The sequence below is a fragment of the Lactobacillus sp. B4026 genome, assembly GCF_026535825.1.
GTDB lineage: Bacteria > Bacillota > Bacilli > Lactobacillales > Lactobacillaceae > Lactobacillus > Lactobacillus panisapium.
The window spans coordinates 181,923-205,329 of record NZ_JAFNPD010000002.1 but is presented as its reverse complement, the minus strand read 5'-3'; the positions used below and the strand labels follow the sequence as shown (position 1 = coordinate 205,329).

The window sequence follows — 23,407 nt, the reverse complement described above, 5'->3', positions numbered from 1 at the left end:
AACGCTCGCGATGCGGTTATTATCTGGTAAAGGGGTCACAGTTTAGCTTTTTATCCGTTCTTTCAGCAAGATGAACGTTCTCTGTTAATAAAAAGTGCTAATCTTCAGTCTTTGTCATTGATAATTTCTTTTTTTAGCTTATAGTTTTAACCTTAAAAAGTCAACCTGTACTGTTATTTCAGCTTAAATTTTTTATAAGTCAAGTACAATCGTAAAAGGTCCATCATTTTCTAAAGTAACTTGCATGTCGGCACCAAATTTGCCAGTAGCAACATCCAAGCCATTATTTTCAAGTTCATGATTAAAAGCCTGCCATAACTCATCCGACTTTGGTGGTCTCATTGCCTGAATAAAGCTAGGACGATTACCTTTCTTAGTATCGGCAAGTAAAGTGAATTGACTAACACTCAAGATTTTGCCGCCAACATCTTTAATTGCCAAATTAGTCTTTCCGTCTTGATCTTCGAAAATCCGCATTTTAGCTATCTTAGAAGCAGCTTTTTTCACCGTTTGGCTATCGTCGCCTTCTTTTAAGCCAACTAATAATAGAAGGCCCTTTTTGATCTCGCCGACATTTTCGTTTGCAATTTTAACGTTAGCATAATTTACTCTTTGAATTACTACTCGCATTAATTATCAGCCCTTCTAGTTTCATATACATCAGGAATATCACGTAACTTGGTTAAAATACTATCAAGTTGACCAGAATTATTGACAGCAACTGTTGCATAAATATGAGCAATATTTTCGTCATTAACTTTACCTGAAAGATTGTTAATATTGGGCGTTAGTGAGTTTAATTTAGTTAAAACATCGCTTAATAGACGACTGCGATTATAGCCAAAAACCTCAATATTAGCGTTAAAGGCTTGTGCGCTATTTTCTTCAACATTTTCCCATTCTACTTCAATTAAGCGTCCCTGACTGGCATCATTATGAACAATATTACGACAATCGCTACGGTGAATTGTAACCCCACGGCCCTTTGTAACGTAACCGACAATCTTATCACCAGGAACCGGATTACAGCATTTGGCTAAATGCAGCATTAAGTCGCTGATGCCTTGAATCATCACACCATTCTTATGCTTGATTTTCATAGCCGAGGAATTACTATTATTTGTTTCAGAAACTGCCTTTTGGCCTGAATTTAAAATTTCTTCTTCAAGCTGCTTTTGACGCTTCTTTTCATCTTCATGACGAATGTCGGCAGTCAAGCGATTAACCACGCTGATAGCTGAAAGATCACCAAAACCAACTGATGCAAACATTTCATCTGCTGTATGATAATTTAATTGTTGCAATAGTTGCTCGATATGGTCTTTGTCCATAAATTCCTTAGGTGAGAAATTTTGCTCGCGTAAATTATCCGCGATCATCTGCTCACCTTGCTCAATGCTATGCTCTCGGTCTAAGTTCCTAAAATAGCGCCTGATTTTATTCCGAGCGCGTGAAGTTTTGACCATGTCCACCCAGTCCCGCGATGGACTAGCATTGGATTGCGTCATAATATCAATGACATCACCATTTTTTAACTTGTAGTCTAGTGGCACTAATTTGCCATTCACTTTAGCGCCAACTGCGTGACTTCCTACTTGAGTATGAATCTCGTAGGCAAAGTCTAAGGTTACTGAGCCCTTGGGCAGTTCGTAGACCTCACCTTTTGGCGTAAACACGTAAACACGGTCAGAGAAGATCTCACTTTTGACGCTCTTCATAAACTCGCCAGCGTCCTGTGTTTCATCCTTTAATTCAAGAATTTCTCGCACCATGTCAAGTTTTTCGTTGGAGGAAGTTTGCTCAACTCCAGAGAAATTGCCGCGCTTATATGCCCAGTGAGCAGCTACACCGTATTCCGCCACTTCATGCATTTGTTCTGTTCTAATTTGAATTTCAAGTGGACGGCCACCGGGACCAATAATTGTAGTGTGAAGTGATTGATACCCGTTTACTTTAGGAACGGCAATATAATCTTTAAATCTCCCGGGCATCGGCTTCCACTTAGTATGGACGGCACCTAAAACTGCATAACAATCCTTGACAGTCTTAACAATTACCCTAACCGCTAAGAGATCGTAGATTTCATTAAAATCCTTATGCTTATTAACCATTTTTTTATAAATGGAATAGATATGCTTAGGTCGACCATGAATATCATAAGTAATTCCTAAACCATCTAAACTTTCTTTTAATGTATTAATTGCATCTTGAATATATTTTTCCCGTTCGCTTCTTTTTAAGCTCATTAAGTTCACGATCCGGTAATAAGCTTTCGGATTAAGATAATGAAAACTGAGATCCTCCAGTTCCCACTTAATAGTACCGATACCTAATCGATCAGCTAATGGAGCATAAATGTCCATTGTTTCTGAAGCAATACGTCGTTGTTTATCCGGCCGTAAATGCTCTAGTGTGTGCATGTTATGCAATCTATCAGCTAACTTGACCATAATGACGCGGATATCCTTAGCCATTGCTATGAGCATTTTACGGTGATTTTCAGCTAAGAACTCTTGGTGCGATTTGTATTCATATTTATTTAGCTTAGTAACGCCATCAACAATAAAAGCAACATCTTTACCAAAGATATTTTTAATATCGTCATTAGTTACTTCCGTATCTTCGACTGTATCATGTAAAAAGCCGGCAGCTATTGTATCTGGGTCAAGTCCAAGAGTGGCCAAGGTCCCTGCCACTTGCGTGGGATGCACAATGTAAGGCTGACCAGACGCGCGTTTTTGCTCTTTATGTGCATTTTCAGCAAATTCATATGCCTTTTCAACAAAAGCAATTTGCTCATCATTCATGTATTTTTTACAGGTGTCAATTACTTGATCATGCGTCATTTCCGCATATTTTGACATAGAACCCGACCCTTCTTATTTATAAAATTGTCTATCCATTAAGCCAAAGATTTCAAAGATTAAATAAATTAAACCAAATAATAAATTGTAGTTAGCATATTTGATTAAAACGATTAAACAAAAACAAACTGGCAGCAATAACAGCCAATACCATTTCAAGGCAATTTTTTTAACCAATATTCCTAAGTGGTAACTGACCAGACAGTTAAAAACGATAAAAAGTAATCCAACACGCCAAACGGTTGGAATCCGGCACAAGCTAAAAATAAATGGTAATAATAAAACCAATATTGTCCACCAGATAATAGGCATTGCTTGATACTGATTTAACTTTTTAATAAATGGTATGTGTTTTAATTTATCAATCAATTCACTTTTTCCTTACTTAACTTAATTTTCTATTATAACTCTTTTTATTGTTCTTTTCGCGCAATTACTAAACTTACCCAACGATCCTGTTTCATCGTTAATTCAACCTTAAAGTCATAATTATCTAGGGCTTTTTCTACCTTTGTTAACTGTAAATAATCGATTCCGGAGAAAATAACTTTTCCGCCTTTTTGCAAATGATCATTTAGCTGAGGTATCAAGTCGAGTAAAATTTCCGCTAAAATATTAGCAACAATAATATCAAATTTACCGTCAATATTCTCTAATAAATTTGCTTTTTTAATCTGAATATTATCTAAATGATTTAAGGCAACATTTTCTTGAGCTGCCGTGACAGCTTCGTCAGAAACATCGGTGCCAATTACCTTGTTAGCTCCTAAAAGTGAAGCGGCAATAGCCAAAATTCCTGATCCAGTTCCAACATCAATTACGCTTTTAGGAGCAGTCAGTGTTCGCTCTAAGCCCATCATAGCAAGTTGTGTAGTCTTATGGCCGCCAGTACCAAAAGCTAATCCTGGATCCAAATTAATTAGTTTTTGATCAGAAAACTGGGGTTGGTAATTTTCCCATTCTGGAACAATTGCCAGGTGCCTGGAAAAATTAATAACGTGATAAAATTTTTGCCATACTGTATTCCAGTCTTTATCTTCGATATAAGATGCACTAATTTTGGCTTGACCAATATCAAGTCCGTATCCCTTCAATTCCTGTAACTTTTGGCGAAAATCTGCGAGTAATTTATCGCGGTCTGAATCTTCCCTAAAATACGCATAAAATTCTAAGTCTTGAGGAAGATCTTTGATTTCTTCCAGATTAACAATGGTAGAATCATTTTCCCAACCGGCATGTTCAAAATCAGACCGCTTGCGTGTTTCTGTTCCCAAGCAGTGAAGGACGTCCTGGCTGTATACACTGAGTGCATCTTCTATTTCGTGACTAGTCTCAATTTTAATAATTAATAATTTCATGAATAAACTCCCTTTTTTATTTCTCTTTATCAATGCTATGATTAAAAAGGTGATAATTATGGCGAAAAAGAAAAATAAAATTGAAAAAACGTTAGTTGAAAAAATTTTAGATAGAAATAAAATTCCATATCATCAAGCTGAATTTGCTACACACAAAGACTCAGGTGGCGTTGCGCAAATGGATACTTCTATTCTAAACGAGAATGAACATTTGGTCTACAAAACACTTGTCTGTTCTGGTAATAAAACTGGAGTGTTAGTTGGAGTCATTCCTGTTACCGAACATTTAAGCATGAAAAAGCTAGCAAAAGCTTCTGGTAATAAAAAATGTGAACTTCTACCATTGAAGGACCTTGAAAAAACAACTGGTTATGTTCACGGAGCAAACACGCCAATTGGCATCTACTTCAATCATCATTTTCCAATTTACCTAGACCAAGACATGAAAAAAGAAACTGAAATAGCGGTTTCTAGTGGAAAAGTCGGAAGAAGCGTCTACTTAAAACCAAATGACTTGCAATTAGTGACCCATGGTACTTTTTGTGATTTGCTTGAATAAGTTTACAATTTATGGTGTTTTTTTGAATAATAATAAATATATTTTATTAACTTTTTAAAATTATTGTTTTAAATAAATTTTTGTTTATATTTTTATAGAATAAAGAGCCGTTTTTGTAATATAATTTAAAATAATATTAAAGAAAAGGGATACCCACATGACACTATTAACAGATGAACAATTAGCTAATATTGCACAAGATTATTTTTTAAGTCAACTAAATATTGCTGATATATCTAATAAATACAACATTTCACGCTACTTAATCACGAAAGCGATTGAAGAAGCTAAGGATAAAGGAATTGTCAAAATCAGCATTTCTCAAAGCCCAAAAAGGTCACAAAAGTTGGAAAATGAATTTCAGCGTATTTTTAATCTCAAAGAAGTTTATATTCTTGAAGATTTAGAAACGAAAAATCAGGACAACGAAGTAATTGTCAACTACGCGGCAAAACAAATTCAAAACTACACTAAATCTGCCCATTTAATCGGTTTAACTTGGGGTACGCTTCTCAAGGATATTATTGATAATTTTACTGAAGAAACAAGGGATGATTTAACTTTTATTCAGCTTGTTGGTCAAGCTGTCAATACCAGTAGACGAAAAAATCAGTTAACACAAGAGGCTGCAGATAAATTTAATGCTAAGAGCTTAACTTTTCCTGCCCCGCTTTATTCAATTAATCCGCAAGTCGTAAAAGAGCTTAAAACTGAACCTTACTATGAATATTTTGCTAAGAAATTTTCTGAAATAGATTTGCTCTTTGCCAGCATTGGAACGGTTCAATCATTAGAATCTGACCAATTCTTTATGGATTACTATGCTGAGAATCTATTGAAAAATGTTGATAGCCTGCAAATTGCGGGCGTCATCTTCGGTCGACCATATGATATTAACGGTAACTTTTATAAACCAATTGACTCACACATTTGTGGTATCAGTATGGCGGACATTATGAAAATACCTACTCGTTTTGTTGTCGTTAAAAATCGCTTTAAAGAAGATGCATTGTTAGGAGCATTACGAAGCGGCGTAATTACTCATTTGGTCACAAATAGCGGTATTGCCGAACGCGTTCTACGTAAAAACAAGAGTTTTATTTAACTTGCTGATAGTAAATCCGACTAATATATTCTTGCAATTCTTGTACCGAATGACGTCGTGAGCGAGCACAGTCTTTAGCTGGACGATCGCATAAAAAGCATTTACGAGCGGGCATGTCCAAGTCAGTGCGTGATAGTGCTGCCTGTTGGTTTTTAACTAAAACATCAGCGTCGAAAAGTCGCGTTAATTGTGATTGGTTTTCAAAGTCAACTGCAGTTTTTTTGACGACTCGACTATTGCCATTCACCAAATAAAAATTTTCGCATCCGGTTGGCTTATCCCACTTTTCCATTAATTTAAAGGATAAGTGTTCTTTCTTAAGTGACTCTTCCAAAGTTTTTATACCTGTTAAGAAGAGCTGCTTTAGGTACTGATTATTTTTAATTGGCCCAGGTATGTTGAGCTTAACGTCCAGTAAAACACTATGCGGAAACTCTCGAAAAAGTTTTTTCTGTAAATTAACGCGTTGATCTTTGTCCGCAAGAACTTGTTCTATTGATTGTTTTGTTCCAGATGCAAATATAGTTTTAGTCATTTAAAAAACTCCTTTTTAAATATAAGAGTTAGAAATCTACTTCGACTTGTTCAGAGGTAGGTTTTTGCTCTAAAAATAGAGATCTAATCTTTAGTAATTATAGCTTAAATCAGTTGGGGTTAATTTAGCTAAATATAAAAAGCTTCAAAAGTCATAACTTTTGAAGCTTTTATGATTTATCAAAAAATTGCTAGACTATTAGTCTTTTACTTCTTTGATTGTGTCAATAATTGTACCATCACGATATTGAATCAATGCTACTGTTCTATCAGTATATTCTAATGGCTTTGGAGTTCCTACTTGTTTTTCAGCCATCTTTTGCAAATCTTTAATATCAACAATCTTAAGCTCTGGTACTTTGCTAAATGCAGCAATTAAATCTTGCCGTTTTGGATTGATTGCAATTCCCCGTTCAGTAACTAAAACATCAATCGAGTCACTTGGAGTAACAACAGTTTCAACCGAAGGTACAATCGTTGCGTTACGTCCACGTACAAGTGGCGCAGTAATAATCGTCATTTTGGCAGAGGCAGCATCTTGGTGACCACCAATTGCACCACGAATTACCCCATCCGAACCAGTCATTACATTAACGTTGAAGTCAGTATCAATTTGTAAGGCCGACAGAATAGCAACATCTAAATTATTTACTACCGCTCCCTTATTATGTGGGTCAGCGTACCAAGAAGCATCAATTTCTTGTTGGTTTTTATTTTTAGCCATTGATGCAGCAGCACCCTTATCAAAGTCCTGCACATCCATTACCTTGTTAACTAGTCCCTCTTCGAGTAAATCAGTGGTTGGCTTGGTAATTCCACCTAATGCAAATGAAGCTGTAATATTATCATCAAGCATCGATTGCCGTAAATACCTAGTTACAGCAAGAGCGGCACCACCAGAACCAGTTTGGAATGAAAAACCTTGCTTATAATATGGAGAATTAACAATCACTTGGTTAACCATCTGCGCAATTTTTAATTCCTTAGGATCCTTGGTAAAACGGGTAGCGCCAGAACCAATTTTATCGGCATCACCAATTTGATCAACTTTTACTATATAGTCAACTTGAGTTTGTTTAATTGATGCAGGCGTATTAGGATAGTCAACAATATTATCAGTAAGTAAAACAACTTTATCTGCGTATTGTGCGTCAACTAAAGCATAGCCTAATGAACCAAAGACTGCATCACCTTCTTGCCCGTTAGCATTTCCAGCTGGATCTGATACAGGAACACCTAAAAAGGCAACATCAATCTTAATTTCGCCTTCTTCAATTGAACGTGCACGATTACCATGTGAGCGAAAAATAACTGGATTTTTCAGGCCACCATGAGAAACAAAGTCACCAAGACTGCCACGCATACCTGAAGAAGTAATATTCGTAATGACACCCTTTTTAATTGCCTCAATTACTTTATCATTCATAACGCCCGTTAAAGAAGATGGTGCTAAAGTTAAGTCCTTATAACCGAGTTTAATAATTAAATCCATTACCTTGTTGAAGGCAAAATCACCGTTTCTAAAATGATGGTGGAAAGAAATAGTCATCCCATCCTTGAGTGTTTTCTTAATAACTTCTTCTAAAGATTCAACTACTTTGTTTTCGCCAGTGGTTACACTAACTTTAGGAGCCACCCTTTGAACGTCAGGATTACCGATATTAACACCCTCAAATGGTTTTAAACTCATTTTTGTCATTAAATCGTCCGGTAAATTGCGTTTTACTTTATTCTCCAATGTAATTGCCCTCCTCATCAATTAAGTTTGACGCTTTGGCTGTTTCGATTACGCGATTAGCCTTTTCAACAACAGGTTTATCAACCATCTTGCCATTCATTGAAATTACACCAGAGCCCTTAGCTTTAGCTTCGCGAATTGCATTTTGAACTGCTTGAGCATTTTCAATTTCATCTTTGGTTGGGTTGAAGACTTTGTTAACCATTGGAATTTGTCTTGGATTAACCAGTGATTTTCCATCATAACCTAGTTCATAAATATAGTTTGTTTCGCGGTAAAAGCCTTCCGTATCATTCATATTCGAAAAGACAGTATCAAATGCGTAAACGTCAGCTGCACGAGCTGCTTGCAAAACCATATTCCGAGCAAATTCGAGTTCACGACCATCAGGATAACGATGAGTATGCATATCAGCAGTATAGTCTTCACCAGAAACGGCCAAGCCCATCATTAACGGCGTAGAAGTGGCAATTTCAGGAGCATTTAGAACTCCCTTAGCACTTTCAATAGCTGCCATTACACCGATTGAACCTTTCTCGACGCCATATTCTTGTTCAGCTTTTTCCACATCACTGACCAATTTTTTAATCATTGCAGCAGATTCAGTTTTTGGCAACCGAATAACATCAACGCCAGCTTTAACCATTGCTTTTACGTCTTCATCATAAAATGGTGTATCCTGGCCATTTATTCTAACGACTATTTCTGCTCCGCCGAAATCAACAGTTTTGATGGCATTATATACAAGCATCCGTGCAGCGTCTTTTTCGGTTAGAGAAACAGCATCTTCTAGGTCCAGCATAATTGAATCGGCACCATAAATTCCAGCATCTTTAACCATGGCAGGATTATTACCTGGTACAAACATCATAGTTCGACGCAAACGGTTTTTAACATAAGTCATTTATTGCAATACCTCCAATTCTGGTTTATCCGAGGTCTCAGTTGCTCTTTGGGCAGCGGCAAGTGTACGCGCTGCGATTACACAATCAAGAGCTCCTTTATCGGTGGCCTTTACTTTTGCATTTTCAATGCCATATTTTTGTAGGGTCGTAGTAATTACCTTTTTGATTTGATCACCATAAGCCTTGATAACTTCTGAGTCTAAATCAATTTGAATTCCTTCGTTGCCCTCTGAAATCATGATTTGGATGTCTGAGGACTCTAATGTTCCTGCAACACCAACTGTCTTAATTTCCATTGATATTCATTCCTTTCTTTATTCGCATTTGTAAATCTTGCTTGTTGTTAATAATAAATTGCATTGTGCTAACTGGAACCAAAGGTTTTATTTCTGCTAAGTGGTCTTGCTTAATTAGCTGCCGCACTTTTGTTGCTGTTATTACCTGACTATCTGCTTGGAAACGTTCAACAATTTTAACTTCGATATCAGGACTTAAAGTCTTTATCAGGCTTTGATTATAGAAATTAGTTGTTCTCGAAAATGGTTCTGTTCCTAAATATCTTCTGTTAATTGTTAGAGCGGGAGCAACATAGTTTTTAAAAACTAAGGCATCAATTTCAGTCTGAACAGTAATTAAATCATCGGCCGATTTTAGGAAATAAGCTGGAAATGTCGACTGGGAAACCATATAGTCTCCACCACTGACGACAAGGACATTTTTTAAATCCTTTGTCCCCTCTTTTACCAACTGCATTCTTTCATTGGTTTTAAAGAGCGAAGCATCTGTAGCCACAACAAAAACATAAACCAAATCATTTTCTTTACTTGCTAATTCAACGAGTTGACGATGACCAAGCGTAAAAGGGTTTGCATTCATGACAATTGCTGCCACTTGCAGTTTTTCTTGGTCTTTAACCCGAGGAATTTGTGCTAAAAAATCATTAATATCTGGCGTCCCATTTTCTAAAAAAGCGGCTGACTCATTATGAGCGAGTTCTTGAAATCCTAAATGAGCAAAACTTGTAGAATACTTTTCTTTGGTGAAAACAAAGCTATGAAAAATCTGTTGACTAAAGAGATATTGCTGCAAAGCAGTAATTATCTGGTTGAAACGAGCACCTGGAGTTGTTTCATCATCATTTGAAACCGCGATGTACTTTAAGACATTGTTCGCTGTACTTCCAGTACCAACTAATTCCCCGTCTTCATTAATCAAACCTAAAGTATGATCAATCACGTTGACTTCACGGGAATTAAAATTTGATAGACCATGATGAAGCAAAAAATTTTGCCATTTTTTGTAAGTCTCAGGTGTTTTTAAATAAAGATCTACGATCTTATCCATTAAGTAACTTCCTCTTCAATATCAACTTTTGCATTCAATTATGCAAGAAATTTATTATTTCTTTGTACATCAAATTTGGTTGTTCAGCCTGAATTAAGTGCCCACAGTTAGGAATCACTTTTGCCTTAATTAATGGATTTAATTTTGCTGTTGCTTCAGCAAAGTGATAGTCAAAAAAGGGGGACTTTTCACCAGCCAAAACTAGCATTGGCTTCTTTAATTCAATCAGCACGTCACGCCAATCTTGTTCAGCATGATTAATGCGACACAATAGGTTTTCTTCAGGATGATATGGAAAACTTTGAGCTTCCTTTTTTGCGAGTGCAAACATTGCATTGTCAACGTGGGTGGCCATCCCGGTACCAAAATCGGCCTTTAGATAGCTCGGATAATTATTCCAAGTAAGGTCTTGGTATCCGTATTGCCAAGTTTTATCTTTTATCATTTTGGGAGGTTGATCCAAATCCACGATCGCCTTTAGGCGCTTTTCACCATAAAGTGAAATATAAGCCCACAAATTCGCAGCACCCATCGAATTGCCAATGCCAATAATATCAACTAAATTTAGCTTTTCAATCAACTGGTTTAAATCAGCGGCATGTCGACTAATTCTTTGGCCTTTAAATGTTCGCGCAGATCTGCCCTGGTTTCTTGGATCGATAATAATAAAACGATAATCTGAGCTAAAAAGCTCTATTGCCTTTTGCCATAATGCGGCAGAGCCACCGATTCCTGGGATAGCAAGAATTGGTGGTTGCGTAGTTTTTGTATCATAATAATGGATCCTTACTCCATCATTAGTTATAAAGTCTGCTTGACTAATCATTTACCACATGCCAATAATTTTCATCCAGAAAGTACCGATTACCCCGAAAATCAAAAGATATACGATACCGAGGATAAAGTTCATTTTCCACCATTCGCTTTGTTTGATATAACCGGTGGTAGCTAAAATGGAAGCTGGTCCGTTGGCATAGTGTGTAGTTGAAGCGTTAATTGCACCAGTGAATGCTAAAAGCATTGCTGACAGGGCAAGTGGTGCTCCGGTAGCGACTGCTACTGATAAAAATGGTAGATACAATGCTGTCATATGAGCTGTTCCACTGGCAAAGAAGTAGTGGGTGTAGAACATTAGAATTACTAATACTGCTAAAACAATTTCCCAGCTAATTCCGTGAAGTCCAGATTGGATAGTCTTTGAGAACCAATCAATAAAACCAAATGAGATTAGCTTGCTAGCCATAAATACCAAAATTGATAGCCAGATTAAAATGTTCCAAGCCCCAGTTTGCTTCAAAGCATCCTGCATGGTCAAAACTCCAGTTAACAAAAGTAGGCCAACAGCTAAGAATGCAACGAAAGTTGAATCTAATTGTGGAATTTTATAAATACCTGATAAAACCCATAAAACAATCGCCAACAAGAAGACTGCAGACATTATTTTTTCAGGCTTAGTGACAGGACCCATATCTGCTAAACGGTCATCTGCCCATTTTTTAGCATTAGGAGTTTCCTTAATCTCAGGTGGGAAAATTTTATAAATGATTAATGGAATGACAATTGTTGCAATTATTGCTGGCACAATTGCTGCAGTAAACCAGCTTATCCAGCTCATTTGATAGCCCTTTTGAATTGCCATTTGGGAAGCAACCATATTAGGAGCAGCACCTGTAATAAACAGAGCTGTCGAAATGACGTTAGCATGAAAGGCAATAAAACTTAGATAGGCACCGATTTTTTTCCGAGATGGATCATTTGGTAAAGAATCATAGTCTTTTGAGATTGATTCTGTGACTGGCCATACGACCCCACCTGTACGTGCACTATTAGAAGGAATTAAAGCTCCGAGAATCAATTCAAGACCAGTAATGGCATAGCCAATTCCAATCGAGCGTTTACCAAAACGACGAATCATCCAATAAGCGATTCTATTTCCTAAACCGGTTTTACTAATACCATAGGCCATGATAAAAGCCATTGCAATCAACCAAGAAGCGGAGTTACTGAAAGCACTCAGGATCCCGGCATTAACTGCACCGGTTTTTGGATTTACTTCATTTTGAATTGGTGCTAAACCAACCAAAACAGTTACAATCAAACCAATTAATGTGGTACCACCAATTGGCAAGGGTTTAGTAATACAGCCAACAATGGTAGCTACAAATATTGCAAACATTTCCCATGCTTGTGCTGATAAGCCATACGGTCGAATTGGAGTAAAACACCATAAAGCAATACCAATTATTACTGGTAAAACAAATCCTTTATAGTTTACTTTCTCTAAAGTTTTCATAATTATCCTCTTTTATTTATGGGCGGTAAATATCGTCGATAATTTTATAATCCTTGTTTTTCAGTTCTTCATCAAGCCAGTCAATATTTCCAGTTCCATTATGAAAACTCTCAGCTTTACGATCATCTTCTTGGTGAAAGGCCTGGACTTTAGGAAGTAATTCAGTCGTCTTTTCACGAGCTACTTTAACCACGCCATCAGCATCGCCAACAATTAAATCACCAGGATTTACGCTGACCTCACCACAAGAAACTGGAACATTAATTTCTCCTGGACCTTCCTTATATGGACCATTTGGCGAAGTGCTTACAGCATAAATGGGAAGATCCCAATTGCGTAAGCTATCAATGTCACGCATCGGACCATCTACAACAACACCAGCTACGTGTCTTTGATCACGAAGCCATGTCATCATAACTTCACCGATAACGGCCCTAGTATTGTCGCCCTCATTATCAATTACAATGACATCACCTTCATGACAGTATTTTAAAGCCGCATAAATAGTTAAGTTATCACCAGGACGATTATGAACTGTAAATGCCGGGCCACACATCTCTTTTGTAGGACTAGACATCAACTTAATGCGAGTAGCCATTGCCCCTCTGCGATTCATACAGTCCGCTATATTAGATGTCGGCAAATCTTTATAGCCTTCAACAATTTCTTTATCAGGAAGTTCTCTTTTCAGGAAAATCCGTTTACCAACTTGCATGTTTATCTCTTTTCTTCACTAATCTAAGCTAATTCCAGCAAGAACTTCTTGCATCTTATCTGCAGAATTGAGCATTTTCTTAATTTCAGAATCAGATAATTTAGCTTCAATAACATGACTAATACCAGTTCCGTCAATTGCTGTAGGAGTTCCTAGGTAAAGGTCATGCTTAATACCGTATTCACCATTAATTGGTGCTGAAAGTGGCAAAACAATTGCACGATTATCCAGAACGGCACTAACGATTTGAGTCAGCATCATTGCGATGCCATAGAATGTGGCACCTTTGTTTTCAATAATCTTGCCACCCTTTTGGCGAATATCTGCTTCAATATCATTTAAGACATCAGCAGTAATTGCGTCATAATCTTTTAAGGCTTTTTTAGCAACAACTGATTCATCAAAGTTTTCAAATGAAGTATCCCCATGTTCGCCAAGAACCATTGAATTTACTTCAGCTACAGGTACATTCAGTTTTCTTGCAAGTTCAACTTGTAAACGAGCTGAGTCAAGAGAAGTACCTGTACCAATGACCTTATTCTTAGGAAAACCAGATAATTTTTGAGTTAAAGTGGTCAAAATATCAACTGGGTTTGCTGAAACTACAAACACTCCATCAAAGCCAGAATCTACAACTGGTTGAATAATACTCTTCAAGATTTTGACATTTTTGTTTACTAAATCTAATCTAGTTTCTCCGGGTTTACGTGGAACGCCTGCAGTGATTACTACCACATCAGCATCCTTGGCATCTGAATATTCGCCGGCATGAATATTACACTCACCAGCAAATGGGATGATGTCTTCAAGATCCATTGAATCGCCTATTGGCCTTTTTTTAACAACATCAGTGATGACTAGTTCATCAACATTTGTATGTTGCAGTAGGTCATTGGCAAAAGTTGATCCAACAGCTCCATCACCAACAAGTAAAACTTTTCTAGACATAATTTAATCCTTCCAATCTCTAAAAAAATGAAATCCTTTTCATCTGTCATTATATATGTGAATCGAAGATTTTGCAATATTTTAAAGAAATAAATTATTTTTTACTTTTTTAAATTTTAAAAGTGATTTTTATTTTTCAATTTTAAAAAATACAAGTATTTTTGCAAAATCAAAAAAGCACTCAGTTTACTAAGTGCTTTTAAAACTTTAAAATTTAATTACTATTTTGCTGAACGAACAAATTCAGCCATTTGCATACCTGCTTGGCGACCAAAGATAACTGTTTCAGCAATTGAGTTACCACCAATTCGGTTATTACCATGCAATCCACCAGAAACTTCGCCAGCTGCGTAAAGGCCAGAGATGACATTTCCATTAGTATCTAAGACTTCTGTCTTAGGTGTAATGTGAATACCACCCATAGTGTAGTGAATAGCCGGATTAATGTGGATAGCAAAGAAAGGTCCGCGATCAATTGCACGGTCCATACCAGTTGTCCGGTTAAATTCTTGGTCATTGCCTGACGAAACGGCTTCATTCCAAGTCTTAACCGTATTTTCTAAGTTCTGACCATTAATACCGTTTGCTTCCGCAATTTCGCTTAACGTGTCACCGTGGCTTACTAAACCGATGTGATCATAAAATTCAACGGCAGTGAAATTGTCACGAATACCCTGATCAAAAATGAGGTAAGCCCCATTTTCGTGCAAGTCATTAATTGAATTAGAAACAATTTTACGGGTATTCATTTCATTAACAAAGCGTTTACCAGCCTTATTAACTAAGATTGCTCCCTCACCACGAAGTCCTTCACCAATCAAGTAAACATGGTCTGTGTCTGTTTGAGCGGTCGGATGTACCTGGATAAAGTCCATTTGTTCGAGTTGAGCATCAATTTGATCAGCTAACTTAAGTCCGTCACCAGTTGCACCTGGTTGATTAGTTGTTTTAAAGTCGACTAAGTCTGGTCGATATTTCTTAATCAATTCTTTTGATGAGCCAAAACCACCACTGGCAAGTAATACTGCCTTGGCACTAACGGTCTTGTTCCCTGCTTCAGTTTCAAGTTCGACACCAGTAACATTCTTATTGTCATCTTGAACTAACTTAATTACCTTAGAATTGTTAAAAACGGGAATATTTTCTTTTTGGATTTGCTTTAACGCACCGGTAACAAGGTAATTTCCGACAGGTGCCATTGAAGCAGGACGGTGGGCACGCTTTTTACTCATTCCACCAGTAATAGTTAAATTGGTTAATTCAATTCCATGATTACTCAACCAGTCAATTGCAATAGCTGAATGATCCACGAAGTAACGCAGCAATTCAGGGTCATTTAATCGACCTCCGCCTTGCATTGTTTCTTGGTAAAAATCTTCTTTGTTATCAATAATTCCTTCGTTAATTTGAACCAAGCTTTCTGATGCATTCATACCGGATGAAGCCCGATTAGTGTTTCCACCTAGTTCAGCATTTTTTTCAAAAACAGCCACTTTTAAGCCCAATTCATTTGCCTGAATTGCGGCTGTTAACCCGGCACCACCAGCACCGACGATTATTGCATCGTAACTATCTTTTATTTCGGAACATTTGCTTGGTGTAAAGACAAATTTAGCCATTAATCTAATCTTCTCCTATACCTATAATATTATTTTTCAGGTTCAGTACGATCAATATTAGTCATTTCCATGTAGTCCATCCATTCATCGTATTGCTCTTCTGTAACTTCACCACTCTTCAAAGCCGCTTCTTTCAAAGTTGTACCTTCTTTGTCAGCAGCTTGAGCAATTTTAGCGGCAGCATGGTAACCAATATGAGGTGACAAGGCAGTAACTGTCATCAATGAATTTTCTAGTAGTTCATCCATCTTTTCTGAGTTAACAGTTAAGCCATCAATCATCTTATCAGCAAAGCCCTCAATTGTTCCAGTTAAAATATCACAAGAATCAAGAAATGCAGCAATCATAACTGTCTTGAAAACATTCATTTCGAAATTACCTTGTGACGCGGCAAAAGTGATAGTGGTATCATTGCCGAAAACTTTTGCGGCTGCCATTGTTACAGCTTCAGCCTGAGTTGGGTTTACTTTACCTGGCATGATTGATGAACCTGGTTCATTAGCAGGAATGTTCAATTCATGGTAAGCAGCTCTAGGACCAGAAGCTAAGAAACGAATATCTTGGGCAATCTTAAACATATCAGCGGCTAATGTCTTTAGTGCGCCATGAACAACATCGATTCCTGAGTGATGTGCCAGACCCCAAAACTTATTCGTTTTAACCTTAAATTCATGTCCATATACTTTTGACAATTTAGCTGCAATTTTTTCGGTCATTCCAGGAGCAGCATTTAAGCCAGTTCCAACAGCAGTTCCACCTATTGCTAATTCATACAATGTTGGCTTAAGCTCTTGAATGTATTCTAAATCATGCTTTAAAGCTGAGATATAGCCGGAAACTTCTTGACCAAAAGTAATTGGCGTAGCATCTTGCAAGTGAGTACGACCAACTTTTACCGTCTTCCAATACTTGTCTTGTTTAACTTTGAGTTTTTCAATTAAATGCTTAATTGCAGGCTCCAATTTATCAAGCGCTTCAACGGCAACAATATTCATTGCTGTTGGATATGTATCATTTGAAGATTGACCACGATTAACATCATCGTTAGGCAAAATATTCAAGCCTGGGTGCAATTTATTAGCTAAATTAGCAACAACTTCATTAACATTCATATTGCTTTGCGTTCCTGAACCAGTTTGCAAAACATGAAGTGGAAAGTCTTTTTGTAATTCTTCGTCTTTTAATTGAAGTAAGTGATCAACCGCATCTTCAATGGCTGCTCCTTTTTCTTCAGGTTCATCTCCAACCTCGACATTTGATTCAGCAGCTGCCTTTTTCAAGTTAAGAAAGGCCCGAATAATTGCTAATGGCATTAATTCACCGCTTGGAAAATTATTCCGGCTCCTTTCAGTTTGCGGACCCCACAGCGCATCCTTAGGAATTTTAACTGGACCGATCGTGTCACTTTCAACACGGTATTCTTCTTCGCTCATTTTAGTTCTCCTTTTGGTTTTTACTATATTTTATCTGAAAAATTGCCGATTTACGACTTCAATACTCATCATACCTGTTCTTAAATTTTATTTCAATATTTTTCAAAAGAAAGGGCTATCTTTTTAAATTTTTAAAAAGAAGTTTTATTTTTTGAAATCAACCCCACGACCAATATTTTGTAAACAAAAAGCACCCCACACAGGAGATGCTTTGAATTCATTTATTAAATATGAAGAGTTTCAGCATTAATTGCTACAATAACTGTCGACAAGGACATTAAAATTGCTCCGACAGCCGGTGCTAAAATAATGCCCCATGGTGCCAAAATACCTGCTGCTAGTGGTAGTGCAATAATATTATAACCTGCTCCCCACCATAGATTTTGAACAGTTTTCTTTTGCGTATTCTGTGCCAGTTTTAAAAAGCTAATAATATCTGTTGGTTCGCTGTTTACTAAAACGACATCGGCTGAATCAACAGCTACATCAGTCCCTGCTCCAATTGCAACCCCAATATCAGCTTTAGCCAAACTTGGAGCATCATTGATTCCATCACCAACCATCATGACTTTGTTGCCTTCACTTTGTAATTTAGCAACAATTTTTTGTTTGTCTTCAGGCATCAATTCTGAATAAACTTCTGTTATTCCGAGTTTCTTAGCAATACTGTCAGCAACTTTTTTATTATCACCAGTTAACATTACTGGGGTAATATTTAATTGTTTTATTTGCTTAATCAACGAACTTGCAGATGATTTAACTTGGTCACCCACAGCAACATAACCAATTAGAGTTTTATCTTGAATCAGGTAACTAGTAGTATAATCGGCAACATCAATAGTCGGAAAATTAGTTATGATTTCGCGGGCCGCTTTTTCATTTACTAGTAAATATTCTTTACCACTTAAAACACCCGAAACACCTTTACCCGAAATATTTTTACTCTCAGATAACGGCAACAACTCAATCTGCTTTTCATGCGCGTATTGCAAAATACTTTTTGCGATTGGGTGAGTTGAATCTTGCTCAATCGAAGCAATTAATTTCAATGCTTCAATCGGAGACACTGATTCATTTAAAGAATCGCACTTACGTACTTGAAATTTACCCTCTGTCAGTGTGCCCGTTTTATCCATTAAAAGATAGTTAATCTTAGAGCTGACACTTATCACATTTCGATTTCTAATTAATAAACCATTTTTGGCACCAATAGAAGTGCTTTTAGCATTAACCAATGGAATTGCTAGCCCTAAAGCATGAGGACATGCAATTACTAAAACGGTAACCATTCTTTCTAGCCCATCGGCAATGCCATTGATGCTTGTCCACACGATTAGCGCAATGATACCAATAATTAGCGCTGCGTAGAAAAGCCAACCAGAAACTTGGTCAGCCAAGGTTTGCAGCTTTGATTTATTCATCTGCGAAGATTGAACAAGTTTATTAACATTAGCCAAAAAACCGGAATTGGCAGAGTTTGTTACCTTAATAGTTAATGCATTTGAACCATTAACAGAACCCCCGATTACTTTATCGTCTTTTTTACGCGTAACATCATTCGATTCGCCCGTAACTAATGATTCATTAATATCACTTGTACCATTCAAAATAATCCCATCAAGGGGAATACTTTCACCTGGCTTAACAATAATCGTTGCGTCTTTTTGAACTTCATTGATAGCAACATCACTAGTTTGACCGTCTCGTTGAACATGAACTTTATCCGGCAGCAACTTGGCCAAATCATTAACTGAACTGCTTGCGTTCATTACCGAGGTCATTTCAATCCAATGCCCAAGTAACATAATTAAAATCAACGTTGCTAATTCCCAAAAGAAATCCATTATGTGATTTTTACTATTCAGCAGATCGTTTTGGATAAATGCATATAGACTATAAACATATGCAGTCGTAATTCCCAATGAGATTAAAGTCATCATTTCTGGCTTTTTAGACTTTAATTCGTAGTACGCTCCCTTAAGAAACGGCTCGCCACCGTAAACAAAAAGAATAGTAGCAAAAATAACAACAACCCATTCGGAGCCAGGAAACGAAAATTGAAATGGCAAATGGACTCCCATTGCAGGTGCTAAAAATAGAATAGGAAGTGAAAGAATTACGGAAATCCAAAATTTTTGTTTTAAATTGCCCATGTGCATCATGTGATTGCCATGCATCATCATGTCACCACCACCCATGCTCATTTGCTGGCCATGATCCATATGCATTGATGAATCATGGTTCATTCCATGACTATTATCATTCATATTCATATTATTCAAATTAATCAAGTCCCATCTTTAAACATCAACCATATCATTCAGTTAACTTTAATCTACTTTGATAAGTGAATGATGTCAAAGAAGAGGCTCAACAATTTAGTAACAGCTAATTAAAAAATTTAAGCCTTTTTGAGCTTAGCATTTTGATATAAATGATGGATAAAGCCGATTACTAAGCCAATAATTGTTGGAATTACCCAGTCCATGCCAATTTTGGCAAAAGGTAGAAAACGAGTTTGAATAGCTTGTAATTGCAGAGCCCAAGGTTGCTGACTTACTACAGGAGGAAAAGAGGCAATCATGTCAAAAATAGCTGGAATGAAAGTTAATCCGACTGCCCAGTAATAAACTATTGCATCATGATTAAATAATGGGCCAGTTATTGACAAGATTATTAGAACAATTGCAATTGGATAAAGGAACATTAACATTGGTGTTGACCATGATATGATTGTGTCAAGCCCAAAATTAGCGGTGATAAAAGAAGCCACTGTCATTATCAATAGCCAAGTATGATAACTAATTTTGTTGAAACTGCGGTGAAAATCTTGCGCAAAGGCTGCTAATAAGCCAACTGCTGTTGTTAAACAGGTCAATGTTACTAAGGTCGCCAGCAACGCATGGCCAAAGTCTCCTAAATAGTAAGTAACAATTTGGTTAAAAGTGGTACCTCCTTCTGGAGCGATTTTAAAATGATTAAGTGTCGTTGCTCCGAGCCAAATTAAGCAAATATAAATAATTCCAATAGCACTTGTTGCCAATACACCAGCCTTAGCAGTCACTTTTGCGTTACTCTTAGCTGAGGTTTTACCAAGTTGTTTAACTGCCGAAACAATCGTATAACCAAAAGCTAAACCAGCTAATGCATCCATCGTGTTATAGCCTTGCAAAAAACCGTTAAAAAATGGCATGGTTTGATAAGCAGGAGTAACGCTTTGCTGTTTAGCTGCCCCCATAGGTGAAATTGCTGCCAATAAAAAAATAAAGAATAACAACACTAAGAATAGTGGGTTTAATATTTTTCCGATACTTTCTAATATTGATGATTGCTTATATGAAATAATAAAAGCTAATATAAAAAAGACCGCAGAGAAAAGTAATAGACTAATTTGAGAGTATTTTTGCGGTAAGATTGGAGCTAGGCCAACCGAAAAAGAAATACTCGCTGTTCGCGGTGTTGCAAATAATGGTCCTAAAGTTAAATGAATTAGAACCATAAAAGCAAGTGCAAATTTAGGCCCAAGTGGTAGACCGATATCATAAACACCTTTTGCATGGCTGGCACTAATAGCTAAAACTGCTAATAAAGGTAATAAAACTGCTGTGACCAAAAAGCCAAAGGTTGCCATTCCCCAGTTTGCGCCCGCCATTTGACCTAAATGAATGGGGAAAATTAAATTTCCTGCTCCGAAAAAAAGTCCGAATAACAAAGAGGCAACAACAAGATATTGCTTCCAGGTTAAGGGCTCTCGATTTAAGTCTTGTTCTAAATTTTCCATAATAAATCTCCTTTAATTTATACTCGCTGATGGTTCCGACATTCTTTGTATCAATATTCCATATGAAAGACCACTTTCTGCGTAATTTTAGAAAGGTAAGCTTAGGTTTTATAACTAAAAAAGCACCCTTGAAATTAATCAAGGGTGCTTTTAACACGGTACCACCTAAATTACTAATAACTTAGTCAAAAAAAACCAAGTTAATAAGTCACTTCACGTACGGCAATAATGCGATACGCTAACACGATAATGGGTGTTCCCAATATTAGCTACTTTTAATTCACCATATAGCTCAAAGTTACTTTCACTCTGCCATCACGGTTCTTTTTCAGCAACAGAACTCTCTAAAACGCTACGTGCAAAGTTACTTTTCTTTTCATTGCTTTCTTAATATTAATAATATTTTAATCAAGACATTATTTTTTGTCAACTTCAAATCTGAAAAATAAGATTAATCAACTCATTCTGCCTATCATAATCATTTTGGCAACACAATCTTTGTTCCATGCAATTGATTAACTCTTAGTTCACCAGCAACCAAAGATGCATTACTAGTATTAATTCCACCGCCAGGTAAAATTTCAATTTGGTTATTCGCCCAAGCAATAATCTTTTTCAAATGATCAAAGTTGGCTTCTACCGGCTCTTCTAAATTTCCTCCGTGCGTCAAGATACGTTTAACACCCATACTAATCAATGATGTTACTGCATTTTTTTGGTCAGATTCTGTTATATGATCAAACGCCATATGCATTACAACGTCAAGTCCTAGTGCTGTAGCTAGCGAAACTAACTCTTCCATTTGGACCTTATTAAGCAAATGTTGCTTAGTCAAGCAGCCAAATGTCACTGCATCTGCTCCTAACAAGCCCGCAATTTGGATATCATTTTTCATCATATCCAGTTCGATACTATCGTAAACAAAATTGCCACCTCTGGGCCTAATCATAACAACGACTGGAACCTGAAAACCATGAGCATAGTCAACCGTTTTTTTGATTACACCAAATGAAGGGGTTGTTCCCCCAGCCTGTAAATTATTATTTAATTCAATTCTACCGGCTCCTGCAGCAATATTCTTAGGGACAGACACAAAATTTTCAACACATGCTTCTTTAATCACGATTGTTTCTCTTTCTTAATCTAATGGAATATGAGTTTCAGCCTCAAATTTTTCGAGCCATTTTTGTGTAAATGGAAAAATATGAGTTTTGTTGTCCCCCGGCTCAGCTACAAATATTGTTGGCGTTTGATTAGTGCCAGCTACACAAAAAGCAAATTGAACGTTAGTAGCTACGCCAAAATTACCGTTTTGATCCAAAGCAATAAGTGATATTGCTCCTACGCTACCATACTTTTCCTTTAGCTTATTAATAAAGGGGTAAAGCGACTCATCACAAGCCTGTTGCGGACTTTTTCCCTCACCCATTTTATTAACAATTTCATAGGACAAGCATCCCTTCATAATATCTTCGCCAAGACCAGTCGCAGCTGCTCCACCAATAGAACTATCGACATAAAAGCCTGATCCCGATAAAGGTGAGTCACCTATTCGCCCATTTTCTTTCATAAATAATCCGGAAGTTGATGTTGCCGCAGCCATCGAACCTTTTTGATCAAGCGTAACCGCACCAACCGTATCATGCCCATCATAAGGGACTAAGTTTTCCTGCTTTTCAGCTTGAATTCTATCTTCCCACTGAGTTTTTGCTTTTTTAGTTAGCATATTTGTCATGGTAAAACCATTTTGCATGGCAAACTTAGTAGCTCCTTGACCAACTAAAAAGCTATTCGTTTTGCGCTCACTTAATTTTCGTGCAACAGATACTGCATTTTTGACATTTTCAATTGCGGCTACCGATCCTTGAGCAAAAGTGTCACCATCCATGTAACCTGCATCCATCTGCACCACGCCCTCTTCATTGGGTAGCCCGCCGTAACCAACAGAGTGGTAATCGGGAAAAGATTCTACATCATTAATTAGTTGTTCAACTGCATCACCGGCAGATTGCTGCTCTTGTAATAATTTACTGGCCTTTTTAAGTCCCTTAAAGGACATTCTCCAAGTCGAAATTGCTGCCCAAGTCATGTTTTTACCTTCTTTTTATTAATTTAGATAATTTTAATCTTAAACTATGTATAGAAGAGTTACAACTATTGGTAACAACAAAAAAAGATTCTAACCTAATATAAAAGGCCGAGAATCTTTTT

General features: G+C 36.9%; 21 protein-coding genes and 1 other annotated feature. Of the genes, 2 read left to right on the top strand and 19 right to left on the bottom strand.

The window, feature by feature from the left end; translation table 11 throughout:
- Positions 1-192 precede the first annotated feature (192 nt).
- From dtd to prmA, 4 genes are read right to left on the bottom strand one after another with little or no spacing between them, the layout of a single operon-like run.
- Positions 193-630, bottom strand: a complete 438-nt coding sequence (dtd, locus tag J3U69_RS02880; RefSeq protein WP_220219702.1) for a D-aminoacyl-tRNA deacylase — start codon at positions 628-630, stop codon at positions 193-195.
- Positions 630-2,864: a RelA/SpoT family protein gene (locus J3U69_RS02875; RefSeq protein ID WP_220219703.1), complete on the bottom strand. Its 2,235-nt coding sequence runs from the start codon at positions 2,862-2,864 to the stop codon at positions 630-632. The genes dtd and J3U69_RS02875 overlap by 1 nt, the downstream gene beginning before the upstream one ends.
- 15 nt (positions 2,865-2,879) lie before the next feature.
- Positions 2,880-3,233 (bottom strand): hypothetical protein, encoded by a 354-nt coding sequence (locus tag J3U69_RS02870; RefSeq protein WP_220232004.1) that lies wholly within the window; start codon positions 3,231-3,233, stop codon positions 2,880-2,882.
- A gap of 44 nt (positions 3,234-3,277) precedes the next feature.
- Entirely contained in the window at positions 3,278-4,222 is a 945-nt protein-coding gene (gene prmA / locus J3U69_RS02865; RefSeq protein ID WP_220232005.1) for a 50S ribosomal protein L11 methyltransferase, read from the bottom strand.
- 58 nt (positions 4,223-4,280) lie between these two features.
- On the opposite strand from prmA, the gene ybaK reads away from it, so the two are divergent.
- Complete coding sequence (gene ybaK / locus J3U69_RS02860) at positions 4,281-4,781, top strand: Cys-tRNA(Pro) deacylase (protein ID WP_220219706.1); 501 nt, start codon at positions 4,281-4,283, stop codon at positions 4,779-4,781.
- A gap of 157 nt (positions 4,782-4,938) precedes the next feature.
- A complete protein-coding gene (locus J3U69_RS02855) occupies positions 4,939-5,886 on the top strand; it encodes a sugar-binding transcriptional regulator (RefSeq protein ID WP_103751677.1) in 948 nt (315 codons plus the stop codon).
- Here the strand turns inward: J3U69_RS02855 and citX are convergent.
- The 15 genes from citX to J3U69_RS02780 form a co-directional block, all read right to left on the bottom strand.
- The gene (citX, locus tag J3U69_RS02850; protein WP_267409487.1) at positions 5,879-6,421 is read right to left on the bottom strand and encodes a citrate lyase holo-[acyl-carrier protein] synthase; all 543 of its coding nucleotides are present in this window, start codon (positions 6,419-6,421) and stop codon (positions 5,879-5,881) included. The genes J3U69_RS02855 and citX overlap by 8 nt on opposite strands.
- Before the next feature lie 198 nt (positions 6,422-6,619).
- Complete coding sequence (gene citF / locus J3U69_RS02845) at positions 6,620-8,158, bottom strand: citrate lyase subunit alpha (protein ID WP_103751679.1); 1,539 nt, start codon at positions 8,156-8,158, stop codon at positions 6,620-6,622.
- Positions 8,148-9,062, bottom strand: coding sequence for a citrate (pro-3S)-lyase subunit beta (gene citE, locus J3U69_RS02840; protein WP_103751680.1), 915 nt, complete (start codon positions 9,060-9,062; stop codon positions 8,148-8,150). The genes citF and citE overlap by 11 nt, the downstream gene beginning before the upstream one ends.
- Positions 9,063-9,359 carry a citrate lyase acyl carrier protein gene (gene citD / locus J3U69_RS02835; RefSeq protein ID WP_103751681.1) on the bottom strand — a complete coding sequence of 99 codons (297 nt, stop codon included), beginning with the start codon at positions 9,357-9,359 and terminating at the stop codon, positions 9,063-9,065.
- Positions 9,349-10,407, bottom strand: a complete 1,059-nt coding sequence (citC, locus tag J3U69_RS02830; RefSeq protein WP_103751682.1) for a [citrate (pro-3S)-lyase] ligase — start codon at positions 10,405-10,407, stop codon at positions 9,349-9,351. The genes citD and citC overlap by 11 nt, the downstream gene beginning before the upstream one ends.
- A gap of 34 nt (positions 10,408-10,441) precedes the next feature.
- Entirely contained in the window at positions 10,442-11,233 is a 792-nt protein-coding gene (locus J3U69_RS02825; protein ID WP_267412959.1) for an alpha/beta fold hydrolase, read from the bottom strand.
- Complete coding sequence (locus J3U69_RS02820) at positions 11,234-12,700, bottom strand: DASS family sodium-coupled anion symporter (protein ID WP_103751684.1); 1,467 nt, start codon at positions 12,698-12,700, stop codon at positions 11,234-11,236.
- A 16-nt stretch (positions 12,701-12,716) separates the two neighbouring features.
- Complete coding sequence (locus J3U69_RS02815) at positions 12,717-13,415, bottom strand: methyltransferase (protein WP_103751685.1); 699 nt, start codon at positions 13,413-13,415, stop codon at positions 12,717-12,719.
- Positions 13,416-13,433: 18 nt separating this feature from the next.
- Positions 13,434-14,363, bottom strand: a complete 930-nt coding sequence (locus J3U69_RS02810; RefSeq protein ID WP_220219711.1) for an L-lactate dehydrogenase — start codon at positions 14,361-14,363, stop codon at positions 13,434-13,436.
- Between the two features lie 221 nt (positions 14,364-14,584).
- The gene (locus J3U69_RS02805) at positions 14,585-15,982 is read right to left on the bottom strand and encodes a flavocytochrome c (RefSeq protein WP_267412958.1); all 1,398 of its coding nucleotides are present in this window, start codon (positions 15,980-15,982) and stop codon (positions 14,585-14,587) included.
- Positions 15,983-16,011: 29 nt separating this feature from the next.
- Positions 16,012-17,415: a class II fumarate hydratase gene (locus tag J3U69_RS02800; RefSeq protein ID WP_103751688.1), complete on the bottom strand. Its 1,404-nt coding sequence runs from the start codon at positions 17,413-17,415 to the stop codon at positions 16,012-16,014.
- 224 nt (positions 17,416-17,639) lie between these two features.
- Positions 17,640-19,688, bottom strand: coding sequence for a copper-translocating P-type ATPase (locus tag J3U69_RS02795; protein WP_220234566.1), 2,049 nt, complete (start codon positions 19,686-19,688; stop codon positions 17,640-17,642).
- A 128-nt stretch (positions 19,689-19,816) separates the two neighbouring features.
- A complete protein-coding gene (gene brnQ, locus J3U69_RS02790; RefSeq protein WP_103751690.1) occupies positions 19,817-21,196 on the bottom strand; it encodes a branched-chain amino acid transport system II carrier protein in 1,380 nt (459 codons plus the stop codon).
- Positions 21,197-21,333: 137 nt separating this feature from the next.
- Positions 21,334-21,585: a binding site (T-box leader), on the bottom strand.
- Between the two features lie 89 nt (positions 21,586-21,674).
- Positions 21,675-22,319 carry a copper homeostasis protein CutC gene (locus J3U69_RS02785; RefSeq protein ID WP_267409495.1) on the bottom strand — a complete coding sequence of 215 codons (645 nt, stop codon included), beginning with the start codon at positions 22,317-22,319 and terminating at the stop codon, positions 21,675-21,677.
- A gap of 15 nt (positions 22,320-22,334) precedes the next feature.
- Entirely contained in the window at positions 22,335-23,285 is a 951-nt protein-coding gene (locus J3U69_RS02780; protein WP_267412957.1) for a N(4)-(beta-N-acetylglucosaminyl)-L-asparaginase, read from the bottom strand.
- Between the last annotated feature and the right edge of the window lie 122 nt (positions 23,286-23,407).